Origin of the sequence: Streptomyces lunaelactis, assembly GCF_003054555.1 — a bacterium.
Lineage (GTDB): Bacteria > Actinomycetota > Actinomycetes > Streptomycetales > Streptomycetaceae > Streptomyces > Streptomyces lunaelactis.
In genome coordinates this window covers 1346896-1363854 of record NZ_CP026304.1, presented here as the reverse complement: position 1 = coordinate 1363854, position 16959 = coordinate 1346896, and the positions used below count along the sequence as shown (strand labels likewise).

Sequence of the window (16959 nt, the reverse complement as noted above, 5' to 3'; positions counted from 1 at the left end):
GGAGACAGGCTAAGGCCTCGGTACGACAGTCGTCAGCACCGCTCAAGCGGTACTCAGCCGGCCGACTCACCCGCGTGCGGGCTCAGCGCATCCGTTCCGACCAGGATGAACAGCAGGATTCCGAGCGCGATGCGGTAGATCACGAACGGCATGAAACTCTTCGTAGTGATGAACTTCATGAACCAGGCGATCACCGCGTAGCCCACGGCGAAGGCGATGATCGTCGCGAAGACCGTCTGCGGCCAGTCCACGTGCCCGCCCTTCGCCGCGTCGTTGAGCTCGAAGGCGCCGGAGGCCAGGACCGCCGGGATGGCCAGCAGGAACGAGTAACGAGCCGCCGCCTCACGGGTGTAGCCCATGAGCAGACCACCACTGATCGTGGCGCCCGAGCGCGAGACGCCGGGGATCAGGGCCATCGCCTGGCAGAGGCCGTAGATCAGACCGTCCCTGACGGTCAGCTCCTGCAGCGACTTGCGCTCCTTGATGGCGCGGTGCTTGCCGCCCGTCTCGTCGCGGGCGGCCAGACGGTCGGCGATACCGAGGACGATGCCCATCACGATCAGGGTGGTGGCGATCAGCCGCAGATCGCGGAACGGGCCCTCGATCTGGTCCTTGAAGGTGACGCCGAGCACACCGATCGGGATCGAGCCGATGATGACGAGCCAGCCCATCTGGGCGTCGTGGTCGCTGCGCATCGCCTTGTTCGTGAGCGAACGGGACCAGGCGGAGACGATCCGGACGATGTCCTTGCGGAAGTAGATGAGGACGGCCGTCTCCGTACCGATCTGGGTGATCGCGGTGAATGCCGCGCCCGGGTCGTTCCAGCCGGCGAAGGCGGCGGTGAGCCGCAGATGCGCGCTGGAGGAGATCGGCAGAAACTCGGTCAGCCCCTGGACGAGCCCGAGGATGAATGATTCGAACCAAGACATCGAAAACTACGCCACCCAAGAAATGATCACGGTCTGACGGCGCGTAGCTTTCCCGATCATGCGCCAGTTCTCAGGCAGCGTAGCGTCCCCGAAAATCCGGCTTGTCGCTGGCCCTGTGGGATCCGGCGCGCGCGGCCCCGTGATTCGGGGCCGGGGACCGTCGCTCCCGGCCGCTACCGTGGCGGCGGGGACAGCCGTCAACCGTCGGAGAGGCAGCTCATGCTGACGACCAGATACGTACCGGGCGCACCGAACTGGATCGACCTGGGGACCCCGGACGTCGAGGCGGCCACGGCTTTCTACGGTGCCGTGTTCGGCTGGGAGTTCCGGTCCGCGGGGCCCGGCACGGGAGGATACGGGTTCTTCCTGCTCGAGGGGAGGACGGTCGCCGCCGCCGGAGCGCTCACCGCGGACGGCGCGAGCTCCGCCTGGACGCTGTACTTCCACAGCGCGCACGCGGACGCCACCGCCAAGGCCGTCGAACAGGCCGGTGGTGCGGTGCGGTTCGGACCGCGCGACATCTTCACCGCCGGCCGGCAGGCCGGCTTCACCGACCCGGGAGGCGCCGAGTTCGCCGTCTGGCAGCCCGGTGACATCCAGGGACTCGAAGCGGTCCAGGTCCCGAACACACTGTGGTGGACACAGCTGTACGCCACCGATGTAACGGCGGCGAAGGACTTCTACCGCGCGGTGTTCGCCTGGGACACCGCGGACGTGGTCCTGGTACGCGGTGCCGAGTACACCGTCGTCTCGCCGTCCGGCAGGGGAAGGCTCGGTGCCCACGGCGGCATCATGGCGCCGCCCGCCGATGAGGAGTCCGCAGCCCAGCAGGGCGGTGCGAGCATCCTGGGGTGGCATCCGTACTTCGAGGTGTCGGACTGCGACGCGGCCGTCGCCACGGCCGTGGAGCGCGGTGCCACGGTGGTCTTCCCGGCCGAGACGGCTGCCGGCATCGGCCGGCAGGCCACCCTCCGCGACCCGTTCCAGGCCCTCTTTTCCGTGAACCAGAGCGACGCGGTCTGACTACGTTCTGTCCGCTGTGCCGGCGGCGCCCCGCAGGCCGTGCCGCTTGCGCCAGGCGACCACGGCCGCCGCCGCCCCGGTCAGCACGATGAAACCCATCGCGATCAGGAACGCCGGTGACGTCGGAGAACCCGCCCGGCTGCCCGCCACGACATACGCCGCCGTGTTGGGGATCGAGCCCAGGCCGGTCGCCAGCAGGAAAGGGACGTAGCCCATCCGGGACACGGCCGCGCAGTAGTTCGCCGCGGCGAACGGCACACCCGGGAAGAGCCTGATCGCCAGCATAGAGCGGAAGCCGTGCCGGCTCAGCTGGCTGTCGGCGGCCCTCAGCCAGCGGCCCCGCAGCAGCGGCCGCAGCGCGTCCTGGCCGAGTACCCGGCCGAGCGTGAAGGCGATGCCCGCCCCCAGCACCGTGCCGGCGAGCGCCGAGACGGTACCGGCCTGCGAGCCGAAGAGGGCTCCCGCCGCCAGATTGAGCAGCGGACGGGGGACGAAGGCCGCCGAGCACACCCCGTACGCGACACCGAACAGCACGACCGCCGCGCCGCCGCTCAGCTGCGCAGGCCAGCCGGCCGAGAGCAGCCGCTGCGGCTCGTACAGCACCACCAGCACGGCCCCGGAGGCCAGCATCGCCACCAGCAGCGACAAGCGGGACCAGGGGGAGAACAGCGCCCTGGTGCAGCGGATCGCGAGCGTGGAGGACGGCCTGGGGACGGGCTCGAGCATCCGGGGAGACTAACCGACACCGGGCTGTGATCGCCGTAATCTGGGCCTCATGCCCCCCGCCGTCCCGCCCAGCGAACTCGCCGACACCGTCATGGACCGGCTCACCACCGTGTACCCCACGGGCGCTGACGCGGCCCGGGCCGAGGGTGCCGCCGCGTACATGAAGGACATCGCGCCCTTCCTCGGGCTCTACACGGCTGCCCGCCGCGACCTCTCCCGTACTGTCCTCGAAGGCACCGCACGACCCGACGAGGCGGACTGCGCGGCGATCGCCCTGCGCTGCTGGGACCTGCCCGAGCGCGAGTACCAGTACTTCGCCGTCGACTATCTGCGCCGCCATGTGAAGCGCTGCTCGCCCGGATTCCTGCCCGTCGTCCGCCACCTCGTCGTCACCGTCCCATGGTGGGACACCGTCGACGCGCTCGCCTCGCACGTCGTCGGTCCACTGGTGAGTGCCGATCCCAAGCTGAAGACGGTCATGGACGCCTGGATCGACGACGACCATCTGTGGGTCGCGCGCACGGCGCTGCTCCACCAGCTCCGCTACAAGGACACGACCGACGCCGAGCGGCTCTTCGACTACTGCCTCCGCCGCGCGGACCACCCCGACTTCTTCATCCGCAAGGCGATCGGCTGGTGTCTGCGCGAGTACGCGAGGACCGACCCGGACGCGGTACGCGACTTCGTCGAAGGCGCCGGCGACCGGCTCTCGCCGCTGTCCGTACGGGAAGCGACGAAGCACCTCTGAGCTGCTGAACTCCCGTACGCGGAAAACCATTCGACGCTGCCCCCCGCCGTTGGCGATGATCAGCGACATGTTCCGGTACGCCTTCCTCGCAGCGCCGTCCGCCGTCGCGGACGCGCCGAAGGCTGCCGCATTCCCCGCAGCGGCCGCAGCGGCCGCTGCCGCAGCGCCCTTCGGCGGCGCCCGAAGCTGACCCTTCCCGGATCGTCCGGCGGACCCCACAGGGGGAGGGTCGGCAAGGCCGAGGGGTCCCCGTCACGCTTCGAATTCCGAGGAAGAAAGCCATGCCCAAGACGGCATACGTGCGCACCAAGCCGCACCTCAACATCGGCACCATGGGCCACGTCGACCACGGCAAGACCACTCTGACCGCCGCCATCACCAAGGTCCTCGCCGCGCGCGGGACCGGCACGTTCGTGCCCTTCGACCGGATCGACCGGGCGCCGGAGGAGGCGCGGCGGGGCATCACCATCAACATCGCGCACGTCGAGTACGAGACCGACACCCGGCACTACGCGCATGTGGACATGCCCGGCCATGCCGACTACGTCAAGAACATGGTCACCGGAGCCGCGCAGCTGGACGGGGCGATCCTCGTCGTCTCCGCGCTCGACGGGGTCATGCCGCAGACCGCCGAGCATGTCCTGCTCGCCCGCCAGGTGGGCGTCGACCACATCGTCGTCGCTCTCAACAAGGCGGACGCGGGCGACGACGAGCTCACCGACCTGGTGGAGCTGGAGGTCCGCGAGCTGTTGACGGCCCATGGGTACGGCGGCGACGCCGCCCCGGTCGTCAGGGTCTCGGGCCTGGGGGCGCTGGAGGGCGACCCACGCTGGACCTCCGCCGTGGAGGCGCTGCTCGACGCCGTCGACACCTATGTGCCGATGCCCGTCAGGTACACCGACGCGCCGTTCCTGCTCCCGGTGGAGAACGTCCTCACCATCACCGGGCGCGGCACGGTCGTCACCGGCGCGATCGAGCGCGGCACCGTCCGTGTCGGCGACCGCGTACAGGTCCTCGGTGCGGACGGCGATCCGCAGACCAGCACAGTCACCGGCCTCGAGACCTTCGGGAAGCCGATGGAGTCCGCGGAGGCCGGTGACAACGTCGCGCTGCTGCTGCGCGGCATGGCGCGCGACGCGGTGCGCCGCGGCCATGTGGTGGCGGCGCCCGGCAGCGTCGTACCGAGCAGGCGATTCACCGCGCAGGTGTACGTCCTCTCGGGCCGCGAGGGCGGGCGTACCACCCCGGTCTCCACCGGCTACCGGCCGCAGTTCTACATCCGCACCGCGGACGTCGTCGGTGACGTCGACCTCGGCGAGACGGCCGTCGCGCGGCCCGGCGACACGGTCACCATGACCGTCGAGCTCGGCCGTGACGTGCCGCTGGAGCCAGGCCTCGGCTTCGCGATCCGCGAAGGCGGCCGCACGGTCGGTGCCGGCACGGTGACCGGGCTGGTCTGACCAGTGCTGCCCGCCTCCTGTCACCACACGGGAGGCGGGCAGTTGGCTGTGCGCGACACTGATGCGCATGGCTGAAGCGGCACTGGTACTGGGCGCGGGCGGCATCACGGGCGTGGGCTGGGAGATCGGGGTCCTGCACGGTCTCGCCGAGGCGGGAGTGGACCTCTGGACGGCCGACCTGGTCATCGGCAGTTCGGCCGGCTCGGTCGTCGCCGCACAGATCACCTCCGGGAAGCTGACCAGTGCCGAGCTGTACGAGCGCCAACTCGCCGATCCCCGGGGCGAGATCCCGGGCCGGCTCGGTGCGCCGATGATCCTCCGCTACGCACGGGCCATCCTGTCCTCCCGTACCCCCGAGGCGTACGGACGAAAGCTCGGCCGGCTGTCGCTCGGTACCCGCACCGCCGTCGACGAGAGCGCGCGGCGCGAGGTGATCGCCGGGCGGCTCCTCTCGCACGAGTGGCCGCAGAGCCGCCTGCTGGTCACCGTGGTCGACGCCCTCACCGGCGAGCTGAAGACCTACGACAAGGACAGCGGCGTGCCGATCGTCGACGCGGTCACCGCCAGCTGCGCCGTGCCCGGTGTGTGGCCGGCCGTCACCATCGACGGACGGAAGTGGATCGACGGGGGAGTGCACTCCACGGCGAACGCACACCTCGCCGCCGGATACCGGAAGGTCGTCGTCCTGGCACCGATGGCCGCCGGCAACAAGGTGCTCGTCTCGCCGCGCGCACAGGCCGCCCGGCTCGCGGCCGAGGGCGCCCGGGTCGAGGTCATCACCCCGGACACCGCCGCGAAGAAGGCCTTCGGCCGCAACTCGCTCGACCCCGCCCGGCGGGCCCCGGCCGCCCGCGCCGGACGCGAGCAGGCGGCGGCCCATGCGGAGGCCGTCGCCGCGCTCTGGGCACAATGAGAGCGTGAACGAGCAGATACCCGTCATCCGGGACGTCGACGGGGGCATCGCCAAGCTCATGCCCGATGTGGACCGGGAGCGTGCCTGGCTGCTGACCGTCGACGGCGCCCCCCAGTCGTACGTCGACCTGGACGCGCCCACGCATCTGGAGTTCGAGTATGTGCGCCGGCTCGCGCATATCGTCGACTGCGCGGCGGACGAGGGCGCTCCGCTCGATCTGCTGCACCTCGGCGGCGGGGCGCTGACCCTGCCCCGCTATGTGGCCGGGACGCGGCCCGGCTCGCGCCAGAACGTGGTGGAGGCGGACCGGGGGCTGCTGGCGCTGGTCGCCGAACACCTGCCCCTGCCGGACGGCGCCGGGATCTGCGTACACGGAGCCGACGCCCGCGCCTTTGTGGAAGCGGCGCCTGCGGACTCGGCGGATGTGCTGATCGCCGATGTCTTCGGCGGCTCACGGGTACCCGCGCATCTCACCTCGGTCGAGTACGCACGGGCCGCGGAGCGCGTCCTGCGGCCCGGCGGCATCTACGCCGCCAACCTCGCCGACGGCGCGCCGTTCACCTTCCTCCGCTCCCAACTGGCCACCTTCGCCGCGGTGTTCGATCAGCTCGCGCTGATCGCCGAACCGGCCGTGCTGCGCGGCCGCCGCTTCGGCAACGCCGTGCTCCTCGCCTCGCACGCGCCCATCGACGCGGCGGCCCTGGCCCGCCGCACCGCCTCCGACGCCTTCCCCGCCCGGCTCGAGGACGGCTCGTCGCTGCGGCGCCTCATAGGGGACGCGACCGCGGTACGGGACGCCGAAGCGGTGGCGTCACCCGAGCCGCCCGACGGCGCCTTCAGCATCGGCTGAGGCGGCCCCGGAAGCGGGCTGCGCGACAGCGACCGACTTCGTACGACGGGTCAGCCGCCGCACATCGGGCACCAGCAGCACCGCGGCGGTGAGCAGAACGATCAGCCCCGCACACCCCCAGAGGGACGCGGTGCGCCCGAACGCGCTCTCGGCCGGACCCGCGAGGGCGGTGGCCACCGGAAGCAGCGCCAGCGAACCGAGCCAGTCGTACGCGGAGACCCGGGAGAACTTGTCCTCGGGAATCTCCTGGTGCAGCGCCGTCATCCACGAGACACCGAAGACCTCGACCGCGACTCCGCTGAAGAACATCACCGCCACCAGGGGAGCCACCTGCAACGGCAGCGCCAGCGCTGCCGAGGGAAGGGCCAGCGGGAAGATGCACAGGGTCCCGGCGAGCAGCAGCCGGCGCGGCTTCCAGCGCATCATCACCAGAGCGCCGCCGACGGTGCCCGCACCGAAGGCGGCCAGCGCCAGACCCCAGGGTCCTGGCCCGCCCAGACTGTCCCGGGCGACCAGTGGTCCGTACACGGCCTCAGCGGCGCCGACGACCGCGTTGACCACCGCGAACTGCAGCACGATGCTCCACAGCCAGGGCCGGCCGGCCACCTCGCGCCAGCCCTCTCGCAGATCGGCCAGCATTCCCTCGCCGGGCTCACGAGGAGCGATATGGCTGACGTCCAGGAACGCCCGCAGCGAGCCGGCCACGGCGAACGCCGCCGCGTCGACGGCCAGCACCCAGCCGGGACCGATGGCGGCGATCATCGCCCCGCCGAGCGCCGCTCCGCCGATCCCGGCGCCGTGCATCGCCATCCGGTAGAGCGCGAAGGCGCGGCCGGCCTGTTCGCCCTGGACGCTGGAGAGCAGCATCCCCTCGGAGGCGGGGGAGAAGAAGGCGTGACCGGCACCGCCGAGACCGGCGAGCAGCATCATCTGCCACAGCTGCGCCTCGCCGGCCAGTACCAGGACCGCGAAGGCCGCCTGCGAAAGGCAGTTGAGGGTGTTGGCCGCGACCATCACCCGGTGCCGCGGCAGCCGGTCGGCCACCGCGCCCCCGATCAGCAGGAAGAGGACGAGCGGGAGGGTACGGGCCGCCGCGACCAGACCCACGTCGCCGCCGTCCCCGCCGGACTGCAGCACCGCGAAGGCCGCCGCGATCAGAGCGCCGTGGCTGCCCAGGTTGGTCACCACCGCGGCGGCGGTCAGCAGGGTGTAATTGCGGCCGGCCCATTCGGGGCGGCCGGCACGGCGGGGAGCGGGGGCGGCAGTCGTCACCCGGGGACTATCCCGCTGTCGTCCCGCCGTGCCAAACGCTTATCCGGACGGCTATCCGGCAGGCGTGCCCGCGACCCGCACGGTGCTCAGGATCTGCTGGATCGTGGCGTCGGGAACCTCGTCAGGGACGCCCTTGTTGCCGTAGAGCACCCAGCTGGTGAAGTCACCCTTGCTGTTCTTGAAGGTGAAGGCGATCGACTTGCCGTCGGTCTCGCACTTGTTCTCCTTCTTGACACCGATCGCGGTGCCCGTCGAGACGCTGCCGCTGAGCCCCGACTTGGTGGTGTACGGCACGGCCTTGGTGATCTTGACCGTGCCCTTGGGCTCCGTCTGCGCGTAACCGGCCCAGACCCAGTTGCCGGCCTCGTTGTAGGCCGCCGTGGCGCTGTCCGTGGCGCCCTTGCCGCCCTTGGTGCCGACCGTGCCCATGCCCCACTCTTCGAGCTTGCCGTCCTTGTCGGTGTCGAAGGTGCACCACTTGGACTTGTAGTGGGCCGGGGCCGACATCATGACGACCGCAGAGCCGTCGCCCTTCTTCTCGTCCTCGAAGCCCGTGGCCATGCCCGATCCGGCTACCTCCCAGCCGGCCGGCACGTCGAACTGCGTACCGTGCTTGGGGTTGGTGACGACCTTCCAGCCCGCGATCGTCGGCTTGGCGTCCTCGCGGCCGCGCGGGTTCTCGGTCGGCGAGGCGGGAGCCTGGGTGGGCGTGTCCGACGCCGGCTTCTTGGACTCGCCGACGTTCTTGGCGTCCGCCTTGTCGGTGCCCTTGCCGTCGTCCTTCAGCACGATGACACCGGTGACCACCGCGGCCACGACGACGGCCGTGGCCGCGACGATCGCGATGACGGTCGTCTTCTTCTTGTCGTCCTGCGGCGGCTGCGGCCCGCCGGGCGGCTGCCCGGGCACGGCGTACTGCGGCACGGTCGGCTGCTGGTACGGGTTGGGTTGCTGGTACTCCGGCTGCTGATACCCCGGCTGCTGGTAGGGATTCGGCTGTTGGTACCCCGGCTGCTGGTACGGGTTCTGGTCCTGCGGGTTCTGCTCGCCCCCGGGCGGCTGCTGTCCTGGCCACATGGCGGGTAACGATAGAGGTGCCGCGTCACCGCTGCCACGTCCACCCCCGGCAGGGGATGGCCAAGCGGTACTACTCGTGGGTAACATCGCGTTCCATGAGCGCTGATCAGATGTCCGTGGGCGAGATGCTCGCCGCCACCGTCCCCATGGCCAGGACCCTCAACCTGGAGTTCCTGGAGACCACCGCCGAGCGGGCCGTCGTCCGCATGCCCGACCAGGCCGACTTCCACAACCACGTCGGCGGACCGCACGCCGGAGCGATGTTCACGCTCGCCGAGACCGCGAGCGGGGCGATCGTCATCGCCGCCTTCGGGGACCAGATGACGCGCGCCGTACCGCTCGCCGTCAAGGCGGAGATCGGCTACAAGAAGCTGGCGATGGGCGTCGTCACGGCGACCGCCACCCTCGGCCGCCCGATCGCGGACGTCGTCGCGGAACTGGACGCGGGCGAGCGTCCTGAGTTCCCCGTCAACATCGAGATCCAGCGCGCGGACGGCGCGGTGACCGGTGTCATGACCATCGTGTGGACGCTCCGCCCCAACGCCTGAGCCTCGTCCGGAGCCCGTGGAGTCACCAGGTAGGCTGCCCGGCGTGCGCCGCAGGCGGCGCACGCCGGGCAGCGGCATCTGCACATACGGGAGGAACCGGCGTTGCACGTCCAGGAGTGGCTCGAGACCGTCCCCGCGGTCAGCATCTACATCCTGGTGGGTGTGGTCATCGGACTCGAGAGCCTCGGCATCCCGCTGCCGGGCGAGATCGTCCTCGTCAGCTCGGCGCTGCTCGCCTCGCAGCACGGCGAGATCAATCCGTACATCCTCGGCGCCTGTGCCACCGCCGGCGCGATCATCGGCGACTCGATCGGGTACGCCATCGGGCGCAAGGGCGGCCGGCCGCTGCTGGCCTGGCTCGGCGGGAAGTTCCCAAAACACTTCGGCGAAGCGCAGATCGCCATGGCCGAGCGGTCGTTCGAGAAGTGGGGCATGTGGGCCGTCTTCTTCGGCCGCTTCGTCGCCCTGCTGCGGATCTTCGCCGGGCCGCTCGCCGGCGTACTGCGCATGCCGTACTGGAAGTTCCTCATCGCCAATGTCTTCGGCGGGATCCTCTGGGCCGGTGGCACGACCGCGGTCATCTACTCCGTCGGCGTGGTCGCGGAGGCATGGCTCAAGCGGTTCTCCTGGCTCGGCCTGGTCCTCGCCGTGCTGATCGGGCTCACCTCGATGCTGGTGCTGAAGAGCCGCGCGAAGAAGGCCGCCGAGCAGGCGGAGGCTCGTCCGGCGGCGGCCGAGCCGGAGCCCGTGCCCGCGGGGGACTGAGCCGGCTCGTCGCCCGTACCGTCAGCGCTTGCCCGTACCGCCAGTTCTCGCTCGTTCCTCAGTTCTCGCTCGTTCCGTCACTGCTCGTGCGCCGCGCGGTGCTCCTTGGCGAGGTCCACATAGACCGCCGCGTTGAGCTTGATGCCCTCCAGCTCCTCCTCGGTCAGCTCCCGCTTGACCTTGGCGGGCACGCCCGCGACCAGCGAGCCCGGCGGGACGCGCATCCCCTGCGGCACCAGCGCCTGCGCGGCGATCAGTGAACCGGCACCGATGTGCGCGCCGTTGAGCACGGTGGCGCCCATGCCGACCAGTACGTCGTCCTCGACCGTGCAGCCGTGCAGTACGGCGTTGTGGCCGACCGAGACGCGCTCGCCGACGGTGACCGGGAAGCCCGGGTCGACATGCACCGTGCAATTGTCCTGCATGTTGCTGTTCGCGCCGATGGTGATCGGCCCGCAGTCGGCGCGCAGTACGGTCTGGTACCAGACGCTGGACCCGGCGGCGAGCGTGACGTCGCCGACGACCACGGATGTCGGCGCGGTGAACGCCTCAGGGTCGACCTTCGGGTCCCTGCCGCCCACGCCTGAGATCAATGCCCGTTCCGCCATGCCGTCTTCTCCTCGGTACTCACCGGTTCCACGTGCACCGTAAGCGACCGCCCCGCAGGAGCCCTATGGAGGGGTACTCGGCGCGCGCTCGGCTTAGTCAGTCCCGAACTCGCCGTGCCCGCTGGTGCGGCGTTGGGGCGAACATCACAGCACACCGCGCCGATCGCCCCAGGTGCGGCCGACTACCGTGTGCGGGTGCCGAAGAACAGAAACACGTTCTCATCGCTCTCCGCCTGGCGGCGGCGCTTTCTCGCGTCCGCCGTCCATTGCGGCTGGCGCTGGGTGCAGGAGGCGGGCGCCGTCACCGCCGAGCACCCCGGACGCCTGAGTTTCCGGCGGCTCGGCTCCGGCACCCGGCTCGCCTTCCCGCAGGGCACCGTCTTCGGCGAGGCCTGGATCGAGCTCGGCGACCACTGCATCATCGGCGAGCAGGTCACGCTCACCGCCGGGATGATGCCGGGTCTCGACCTCGGCGCCGACCCCATCCTGACCCTGGGCGACGGGGTGGTGCTGGGGCGCGGCAGCCATGTCATCGCCGACACCAGGGTGACCATCGGCTCGGACACGTACTGCGGTCCGTACGTCTACATCACCTCGACCAACCACAGCTACGACGACCCGCACCAGCCTGTCGGCAAGCAGTGGCCGCGCATGGAACCGGTGACCATCGGCCCGGGTTGCTGGCTGGGGACCGGCGCGGTGGTCCTGCCCGGCGCGCGGCTCGGCCGCAACGTGGTGGTGGCCGCAGGTGCCGTCGTACGGGGAGAGGTTCCCGACCACTCGGTGGTGGCCGGAGCCCCCGCCAGGGTCGTACGGAGCTGGGATCCGGTCCGCGGCTGGGAGCCCCCGCTGCGTACGCCCGCTCCCGTGCCGATTCCGGAGGGCGTCACGCCCGCGCAGCTGCTGGCGCTGGCCGAACTGGAGCCGGACACCCCCTGACCGCCTCGCTCGCTAACCGCTCGCGAGCAGCACCGTCCCCACCAGCGCGAGACCGGCGCCGGCCGCCTGGACCACGCGCAGCCGCTCCTTGAGCAGCACCAGCGCGGCGATGACGGTGACGACCGGGTAGAGGTTGGCGAGTACGGCGGCTTCGGTGACGGGGCCGTGCTGCGCGGCGATGGAGTACGTGCCGTTGGCCGCGACATCGGCGAGACCCACGAAGGCGAGCGCCGGGAGCGAGGACCAGATCACCCGCATCCCGCCGTCCTCCGGCAGCGCCCGTCCGCCGCGCTTCACCGAGACGTACAGCGCCGCGCCACCGACCGTGACATTGGTGACGCGCTGTACGAACAGCGCGAGGAAGAGCCCGGTGAGCGTGGTCGAGGCCTCGGAGATCAGCGCCATCACGGCGCCGAAGCCGAAGGCGGCGACCAGGGTCAGCAGGATCGCCTGCCGCTGCACCGGCGCACCGCGCAGCTCGGGCCCGCCCGCCAGCACGATGCCGGCCACGGCCACCGCGATACCGGCGAACTGGAGCAGTCCCGGACGCTCGCCGATGATCAGCCCGACGCCGACGGGCACGGCGACGCCCAGCGATCCGAGCGGTGAGACCACGCCCATCGGACCGAGCGCGAGCGCCTTGTAGAAGCTCAGCATCGCCACCGGGCCCACCACGCCCGCGGCCACGGCGTACCAGAGCAGCGGCCCGGCTTCGGAGAAGCCGCCGGTGGCGACGACGATCGAGCCCAGCACCAGCACTGCCGTCGACTGCGAGGCGACGACGACGGTGAGCGCCGGAGTACGTCGTGTGAGCAGCCCGCCGCCGAAGTCGGCCAGCCCCCAGAGCAGGCTGGTGGCCAGGGCGAAGAGTGCGGTCATGGCGGGCCTCGCAGTACAGTGCAGTGAACGTTTCGGTGCACCACACGGTAGTGCAGTCTATTGAACTGTGTCATCCATAATATTGGACGGAATGTGTCGGACCTCGACCAGCTCACGCAGTCGCTCGCCCGTAACCTCAAGCGCTGGCGCGGCGAGCGAGGGTTCACCCTCGACGCCCTCGCGGCCCGGGCGGGGGTCAGCCGGGGCATGATCATCCAGATCGAGCAGGCGCGTACGAATCCGAGCGTCGGCACCACGGTGAAGCTCGCCGACGCGCTGGGGATCAGCATCACCACCCTCCTGGACTACGAGCAGGGCGCGCAGGTCCGCGTCGTACCCCCGGAGCAGGCCGTACGCATGTGGTCCACGTCAACGGGCAGCTACACCACCCTCCTGGTCGGCACCGAGAAGCGCGGGCCCCTCGAACTATGGGCCTGGCGGCTGATGCCCGGCGACAGCAGCGCATCCGATCCGCATCCGGACGGAACGGTCGAGCTGCTCCATGTCACCGCAGGTGAGCTCACGCTCGTCGTGGACGGCGAGCTCCATACCGTCCCGGCCGGGGCCTCTGCCACCTTCGAGGCCAACGTCCCGCACGCCTACCGCAACGACGGCGAGGAGGAGGTCGAGATGACCATGGCCGTCTCCATTCCGCCCGCGCACTGAGGAGCCCCTCCAACTGTGCGCATGGGCACGGCTGTTACGGTGGCGCGCATGCGCGCGCCCATCGGAGACTTCGACGACGCCCGGCTCGCCGCCGACTGCCTCGAGCTGCTGCCGCAGCCGGTCGCGGACGCGGTCCGCGCGTGGCACGGCGATGTCCCTGCCGAGCAGCTGATCCACGTCGACACCGCCCCGGAAATCGCGGACACCGCCGTCTTCGTGGAGTACTACGGTCGCGAACTGCTCGACGTGTCGGCGAACTGCGTGGTCGTCGCGGGCAAGCGGGGCGGGGAGTCCATGCTCGCCGCGTGCGTGGTCCTCTCCAGCACGCGCGTCGACGTCAACGGCGTCGTACGCAAGCAACTGGGCGTCCGCAAGGCTTCGTTCGCGCCGATGGAAACGGCTGTGAGCGAGACCGGCATGGAGTACGGCGGCATCACGCCCATCGGGCTGCCCGCCGCATGGCCCCTGCTGGTGGACTCCGCCGTCCTCGACCGTGAGTGGGTTCTCATCGGCAGCGGCGCCAGGCGCGGCAAGATCATCTTGCCCGGCAAGGCTTTCGCGGATCTGCCCGGTGTGGTGATTGTCGACGGCCTCGGCAGGGGCCAGTCTTGACTGTTCCTCAGCGTGGCGCTAGCACCATACCCAGGGCGCTGCCTCCGGGCGTCGCCCGAAGGGGTGGCACTGCCTGTATCTCCCAGAACTATTCAGCCACCAGTTTCGTTGGCGAGGAGATGCGTGTCGTGCAGAATGTCCGAATAATATGGATTCGGTCGTAATTGCAACGGAACGTCATGGCGTGTGTCTGTACGTCATGAGTCATCCACATCGAAAGGCGCTCAATGGACACTGCTCTTGTCTCCGCGGTCGGCAGGCCCGGAGTCGCACCCCGTCGGGGGGCTGCCCGTCGGGTGCCGCTGGCCAAAAGGGCCGCTGCGCAAAATGGTGGGAACCTTCCCGCGTCCGTCAGTCGGCTGCTGTCGACCGGTGATGGGCCGAGTCCGTTGGTTGTTGCAGCCTTTCAGTCGTCGGTCTGAGTGACTGAACGGATCCGGGTCATGGACCGGCCACAGCCGTCGTTGAGCCAATTTGTGCTGAAGGTGCATAGTCGATGTGATCTCGCCTGTGATCATTGCTACGTCTATGAGCACGCGGACTCGAGCTGGCGTGGTCGGCCCAGGGCAATGTCCGAAAGAGTCATGGAAAAGACGGCGGAACGAATCGCCGAGCATGCCAGAGCCCACCGGCTTTCAGCGGTCCACGTAGTGCTTCACGGCGGAGAGCCGTTGCTTGCCGGGCCGGAGCGGTTGCGCAAGGCCGCCGAGGAGCTGTACGGCGCATTGGACGGATGGTGCGCGCTGGATCTGCGCATCCACACCAACGGCGTACTGCTCGACGAGCGTTTCTGTGAGCTCTTCGCCGAACTGGGCATCAAAGTCGGCGTCTCGCTCGACGGTGACAAGGCGTCCAATGACCGGCACCGCCGCTATGCCGACGGCCGGAGCAGTCACCCGCAGGTGATGCGGGCAGTGGACCTGCTCAACCGCCCCAGGTACCGCCCGCTGTTCGCGGGACTGCTGTGCACCATCGATGTCGAGAACGATCCCCTTGCCGTCTACGACGCGCTGATCGCTCTCGATGCTCCGCGCATCGACTTCCTCCTGCCCCACGCGACCTGGGACGCACCGCCACCCCGGCCCGGGGTATCGGCGACGCCCTACGCGGACTGGCTGGACGCCGTCTACCAGCGGTGGGACGGCGCGGGACGGCCGGTCCCGGTGCGGACCTTCGACTCCGTACTGCGCACGCTGCGCGGCGAGAGCAGCCTCACCGAGTCGCTCGGCCTGGCGCCCGCGGATCTTGTGGTGATCGAGACCGACGGCACCTTCGAACAGGCTGACAGCCTCAAAACGGCCTACGACGGCGCTCCTGTCACCGGCATGGACGTCATGGCGAACTCCCTGGACGAGGTGCTCGAGCATCCCGGAATGCTCGCCCGCCAGCAGGGAGTTGAGCAGCTCAGCGATCAGTGCCGCGCCTGCCCGGTGGTCACGTCCTGCGGCGGTGGCCTCTACGCCCACCGCTACCGGACCGGACACGGATTCGACAATCCCTCCGTCTTCTGTGCCGATCTGCTGGAACTGATCACGAACATCCGCACCAGGGAAGCCTCCGCACCAGCCCGGCCGGCCGGCTCTCTCTCGCCCGAGGAATCGGCTGAACTCGACGAGCTGGCAACGGGGTTCGGAAGCGCGGAAACAGTGGGACGGTTGGCGGACGCCCAACTCGAGGTCAATTGGGATCTGTTGGCAGCGGTGCATGAACGTGCTCCGCGGGGCGACAAGGCGGCAGCGGCAGCCTGGGAGCTGCTGACCGAGCTGGACCGCGACGCCCCCGACGTACTGGACGCGGTGGTTGCTCACCCGTACACGCGACCCTGGGCGCTTCGTATTGTGGAGGGTCGGGCACCGGCGACCATCACGACCGGCCTTGCGGAGCTGGCGGCCGCCGGCGCGCTGCGGGCCGGGCACGGCGCCACCGTCGACGTTCCGACACGTGACGGGGTGCTGCGACTGCCGGGCATGGGCGCCGTGATTCTCGCCCACGAAGCCACCCACGCCGAGGTGACCGCGGGCGCCGAGGGCTTCACGGTACGGGCCGCGGGCCGGACGCTGAGGATCGGCTGGGACGAAGGGGCGGACGGGCTCACCCCGCAGTGGCATCCCGTGCGCCGCGCCGAACTGCCGGGCTGGACCGTGGCGCTGGAGGACACCGACCCGCTGCGCGACTCCCATCAGTGGCCCGTGGCAAAGCGTCTCTCCGTCGGTGAGGCCAAGATGTGGGCCGCGGACCTGACCGAGGCATGGTCACTGATCACGCGTGAACTGCCTGCCTATGCGCCGGGAGTGGCCGTCGGTCTCCGGGCCATCACACCGCTTCACTCTCCGGACGGCAGCGATGTCAGCGCCGCTTCCAGGGAGGCGTTCGGGGCGGTGGGGGCAGCCCGGCCCGCCTCGTCCGACCTGCTGGCGCTGCTGATCATCCATGAGTTCCAGCATGTGAAGCTGGGCGCGGTGCTCGACAATCACGACCTGTACGATCCAGCGGACAGCCGGACGTACTACGCGCCGTGGCGCAACGATCCAAGGCCGCTGGCCGGCTTGATTCAGGGTACGTACGCGCATATCGCGGTGACCGACTTCTGGCGTGTACGGCGCCTGACTGCGGTGGGGCAAGCCGCCAGGACCGCGGAGGCGCAGTTCGCCCGCTGGCGGCTGCAGACCTCCGAGGCGGTCGGGGTACTGGCCGGGTCCGGGGTGCTGACGCCCCTGGGCGAGCGGTTCGTGGCGGGAATGGCGAGCACGGTGCACGGATGGTCGAGTGAACCCGTCTCGGCCGAGGCGCTGTCCGAGGCCGGACGCGCCGCCGAGCGCCACCGCGCCGGCTGGCACGCCCGGAATTCGATCAACTGACGCAGAACACAGGCGTGTTCGCGCTGTTCCGCCGAGTAATCGATGTTTTCTACACTGAGGCCCCATCCACCTGGAGCGGGGGAGAC

The 16959-nt window shown here is 70.1% G+C and carries 18 protein-coding genes; 12 read left to right on the top strand and 6 right to left on the bottom strand.

Annotation, left to right across the window (positions count from 1 at the left end; genetic code table 11):
* Positions 1-53 precede the first annotated feature (53 nt).
* Positions 54-929, bottom strand: coding sequence for an undecaprenyl-diphosphate phosphatase (locus SLUN_RS05915; protein ID WP_108147486.1), 876 nt, complete (start codon positions 927-929; stop codon positions 54-56).
* Between the two features lie 219 nt (positions 930-1148).
* Between SLUN_RS05915 and SLUN_RS05910 the strand changes: the two genes are divergently transcribed.
* Positions 1149-1952 carry a VOC family protein gene (locus SLUN_RS05910; protein WP_108147485.1) on the top strand — a complete coding sequence of 268 codons (804 nt, stop codon included), beginning with the start codon at positions 1149-1151 and terminating at the stop codon, positions 1950-1952.
* Here the strand turns inward: SLUN_RS05910 and SLUN_RS05905 are convergent, their stop codons facing one another.
* Entirely contained in the window at positions 1953-2678 is a 726-nt protein-coding gene (locus SLUN_RS05905; protein WP_108147484.1) for a TVP38/TMEM64 family protein, read from the bottom strand.
* Positions 2679-2727: 49 nt separating this feature from the next.
* Between SLUN_RS05905 and SLUN_RS05900 the strand changes: the two genes are divergently transcribed.
* From SLUN_RS05900 to SLUN_RS05885, 5 genes are all read left to right on the top strand, one after another.
* Entirely contained in the window at positions 2728-3426 is a 699-nt protein-coding gene (locus SLUN_RS05900; protein WP_108147483.1) for a DNA alkylation repair protein, read from the top strand.
* Positions 3427-3493: 67 nt separating this feature from the next.
* A complete protein-coding gene (locus SLUN_RS40950; protein ID WP_257153676.1) occupies positions 3494-3616 on the top strand; it encodes a hypothetical protein in 123 nt (40 codons plus the stop codon).
* A 91-nt stretch (positions 3617-3707) separates the two neighbouring features.
* Positions 3708-4886: an elongation factor Tu gene (tuf, locus tag SLUN_RS05895; protein ID WP_108147482.1), complete on the top strand. Its 1179-nt coding sequence runs from the start codon at positions 3708-3710 to the stop codon at positions 4884-4886.
* A gap of 67 nt (positions 4887-4953) precedes the next feature.
* Positions 4954-5799 (top strand): patatin-like phospholipase family protein, encoded by an 846-nt coding sequence (locus SLUN_RS05890; RefSeq protein ID WP_108154557.1) that lies wholly within the window; start codon positions 4954-4956, stop codon positions 5797-5799.
* A gap of 4 nt (positions 5800-5803) precedes the next feature.
* Complete coding sequence (locus SLUN_RS05885; RefSeq protein WP_108147481.1) at positions 5804-6649, top strand: spermidine synthase; 846 nt, start codon at positions 5804-5806, stop codon at positions 6647-6649.
* Here SLUN_RS05885 and SLUN_RS05880 read toward each other — a convergent pair.
* Both SLUN_RS05880 and SLUN_RS05875 read right to left on the bottom strand, forming a co-directional pair.
* Positions 6611-7921 carry an MFS transporter gene (locus tag SLUN_RS05880; RefSeq protein ID WP_108147480.1) on the bottom strand — a complete coding sequence of 437 codons (1311 nt, stop codon included), beginning with the start codon at positions 7919-7921 and terminating at the stop codon, positions 6611-6613. The genes SLUN_RS05885 and SLUN_RS05880 overlap by 39 nt on opposite strands.
* A 51-nt stretch (positions 7922-7972) precedes the next feature.
* Entirely contained in the window at positions 7973-8998 is a 1026-nt protein-coding gene (locus tag SLUN_RS05875; protein ID WP_108147479.1) for a DUF8017 domain-containing protein, read from the bottom strand.
* A 110-nt stretch (positions 8999-9108) separates the two neighbouring features.
* On the opposite strand from SLUN_RS05875, the gene SLUN_RS05870 reads away from it, so the two are divergent.
* Both SLUN_RS05870 and SLUN_RS05865 read left to right on the top strand, forming a co-directional pair.
* Complete coding sequence (locus tag SLUN_RS05870) at positions 9109-9546, top strand: DUF4442 domain-containing protein (RefSeq protein ID WP_108147478.1); 438 nt, start codon at positions 9109-9111, stop codon at positions 9544-9546.
* A gap of 102 nt (positions 9547-9648) precedes the next feature.
* On the top strand, positions 9649-10311 hold the full coding sequence (locus tag SLUN_RS05865; RefSeq protein WP_108147477.1) for a DedA family protein: 663 nt from the start codon (positions 9649-9651) through the stop codon (positions 10309-10311).
* A 77-nt stretch (positions 10312-10388) separates the two neighbouring features.
* Here SLUN_RS05865 and SLUN_RS05860 read toward each other — a convergent pair whose 3' ends face one another.
* Positions 10389-10919, bottom strand: a complete 531-nt coding sequence (locus SLUN_RS05860; RefSeq protein ID WP_108147476.1) for a gamma carbonic anhydrase family protein — start codon at positions 10917-10919, stop codon at positions 10389-10391.
* A gap of 195 nt (positions 10920-11114) precedes the next feature.
* Between SLUN_RS05860 and SLUN_RS05855 the strand changes: the two genes are divergently transcribed.
* Positions 11115-11858 carry an acyltransferase gene (locus SLUN_RS05855; protein ID WP_108154556.1) on the top strand — a complete coding sequence of 248 codons (744 nt, stop codon included), beginning with the start codon at positions 11115-11117 and terminating at the stop codon, positions 11856-11858.
* A gap of 12 nt (positions 11859-11870) precedes the next feature.
* Here the strand turns inward: SLUN_RS05855 and SLUN_RS05850 are convergent, their stop codons facing one another.
* Positions 11871-12737, bottom strand: coding sequence for a DMT family transporter (locus SLUN_RS05850; RefSeq protein ID WP_108147475.1), 867 nt, complete (start codon positions 12735-12737; stop codon positions 11871-11873).
* 93 nt (positions 12738-12830) lie between these two features.
* On the opposite strand from SLUN_RS05850, the gene SLUN_RS05845 reads away from it, so the two are divergent.
* From SLUN_RS05845 to SLUN_RS05835, 3 genes are all read left to right on the top strand, one after another.
* Complete coding sequence (locus SLUN_RS05845; protein WP_108147474.1) at positions 12831-13403, top strand: helix-turn-helix domain-containing protein; 573 nt, start codon at positions 12831-12833, stop codon at positions 13401-13403.
* A gap of 48 nt (positions 13404-13451) precedes the next feature.
* A complete protein-coding gene (locus SLUN_RS05840; protein ID WP_108154555.1) occupies positions 13452-14015 on the top strand; it encodes a YbaK/EbsC family protein in 564 nt (187 codons plus the stop codon).
* A gap of 443 nt (positions 14016-14458) precedes the next feature.
* Positions 14459-16873, top strand: a complete 2415-nt coding sequence (locus tag SLUN_RS05835; protein ID WP_175313518.1) for an FxsB family cyclophane-forming radical SAM/SPASM peptide maturase — start codon at positions 14459-14461, stop codon at positions 16871-16873.
* Positions 16874-16959: the final 86 nt, after the last annotated feature.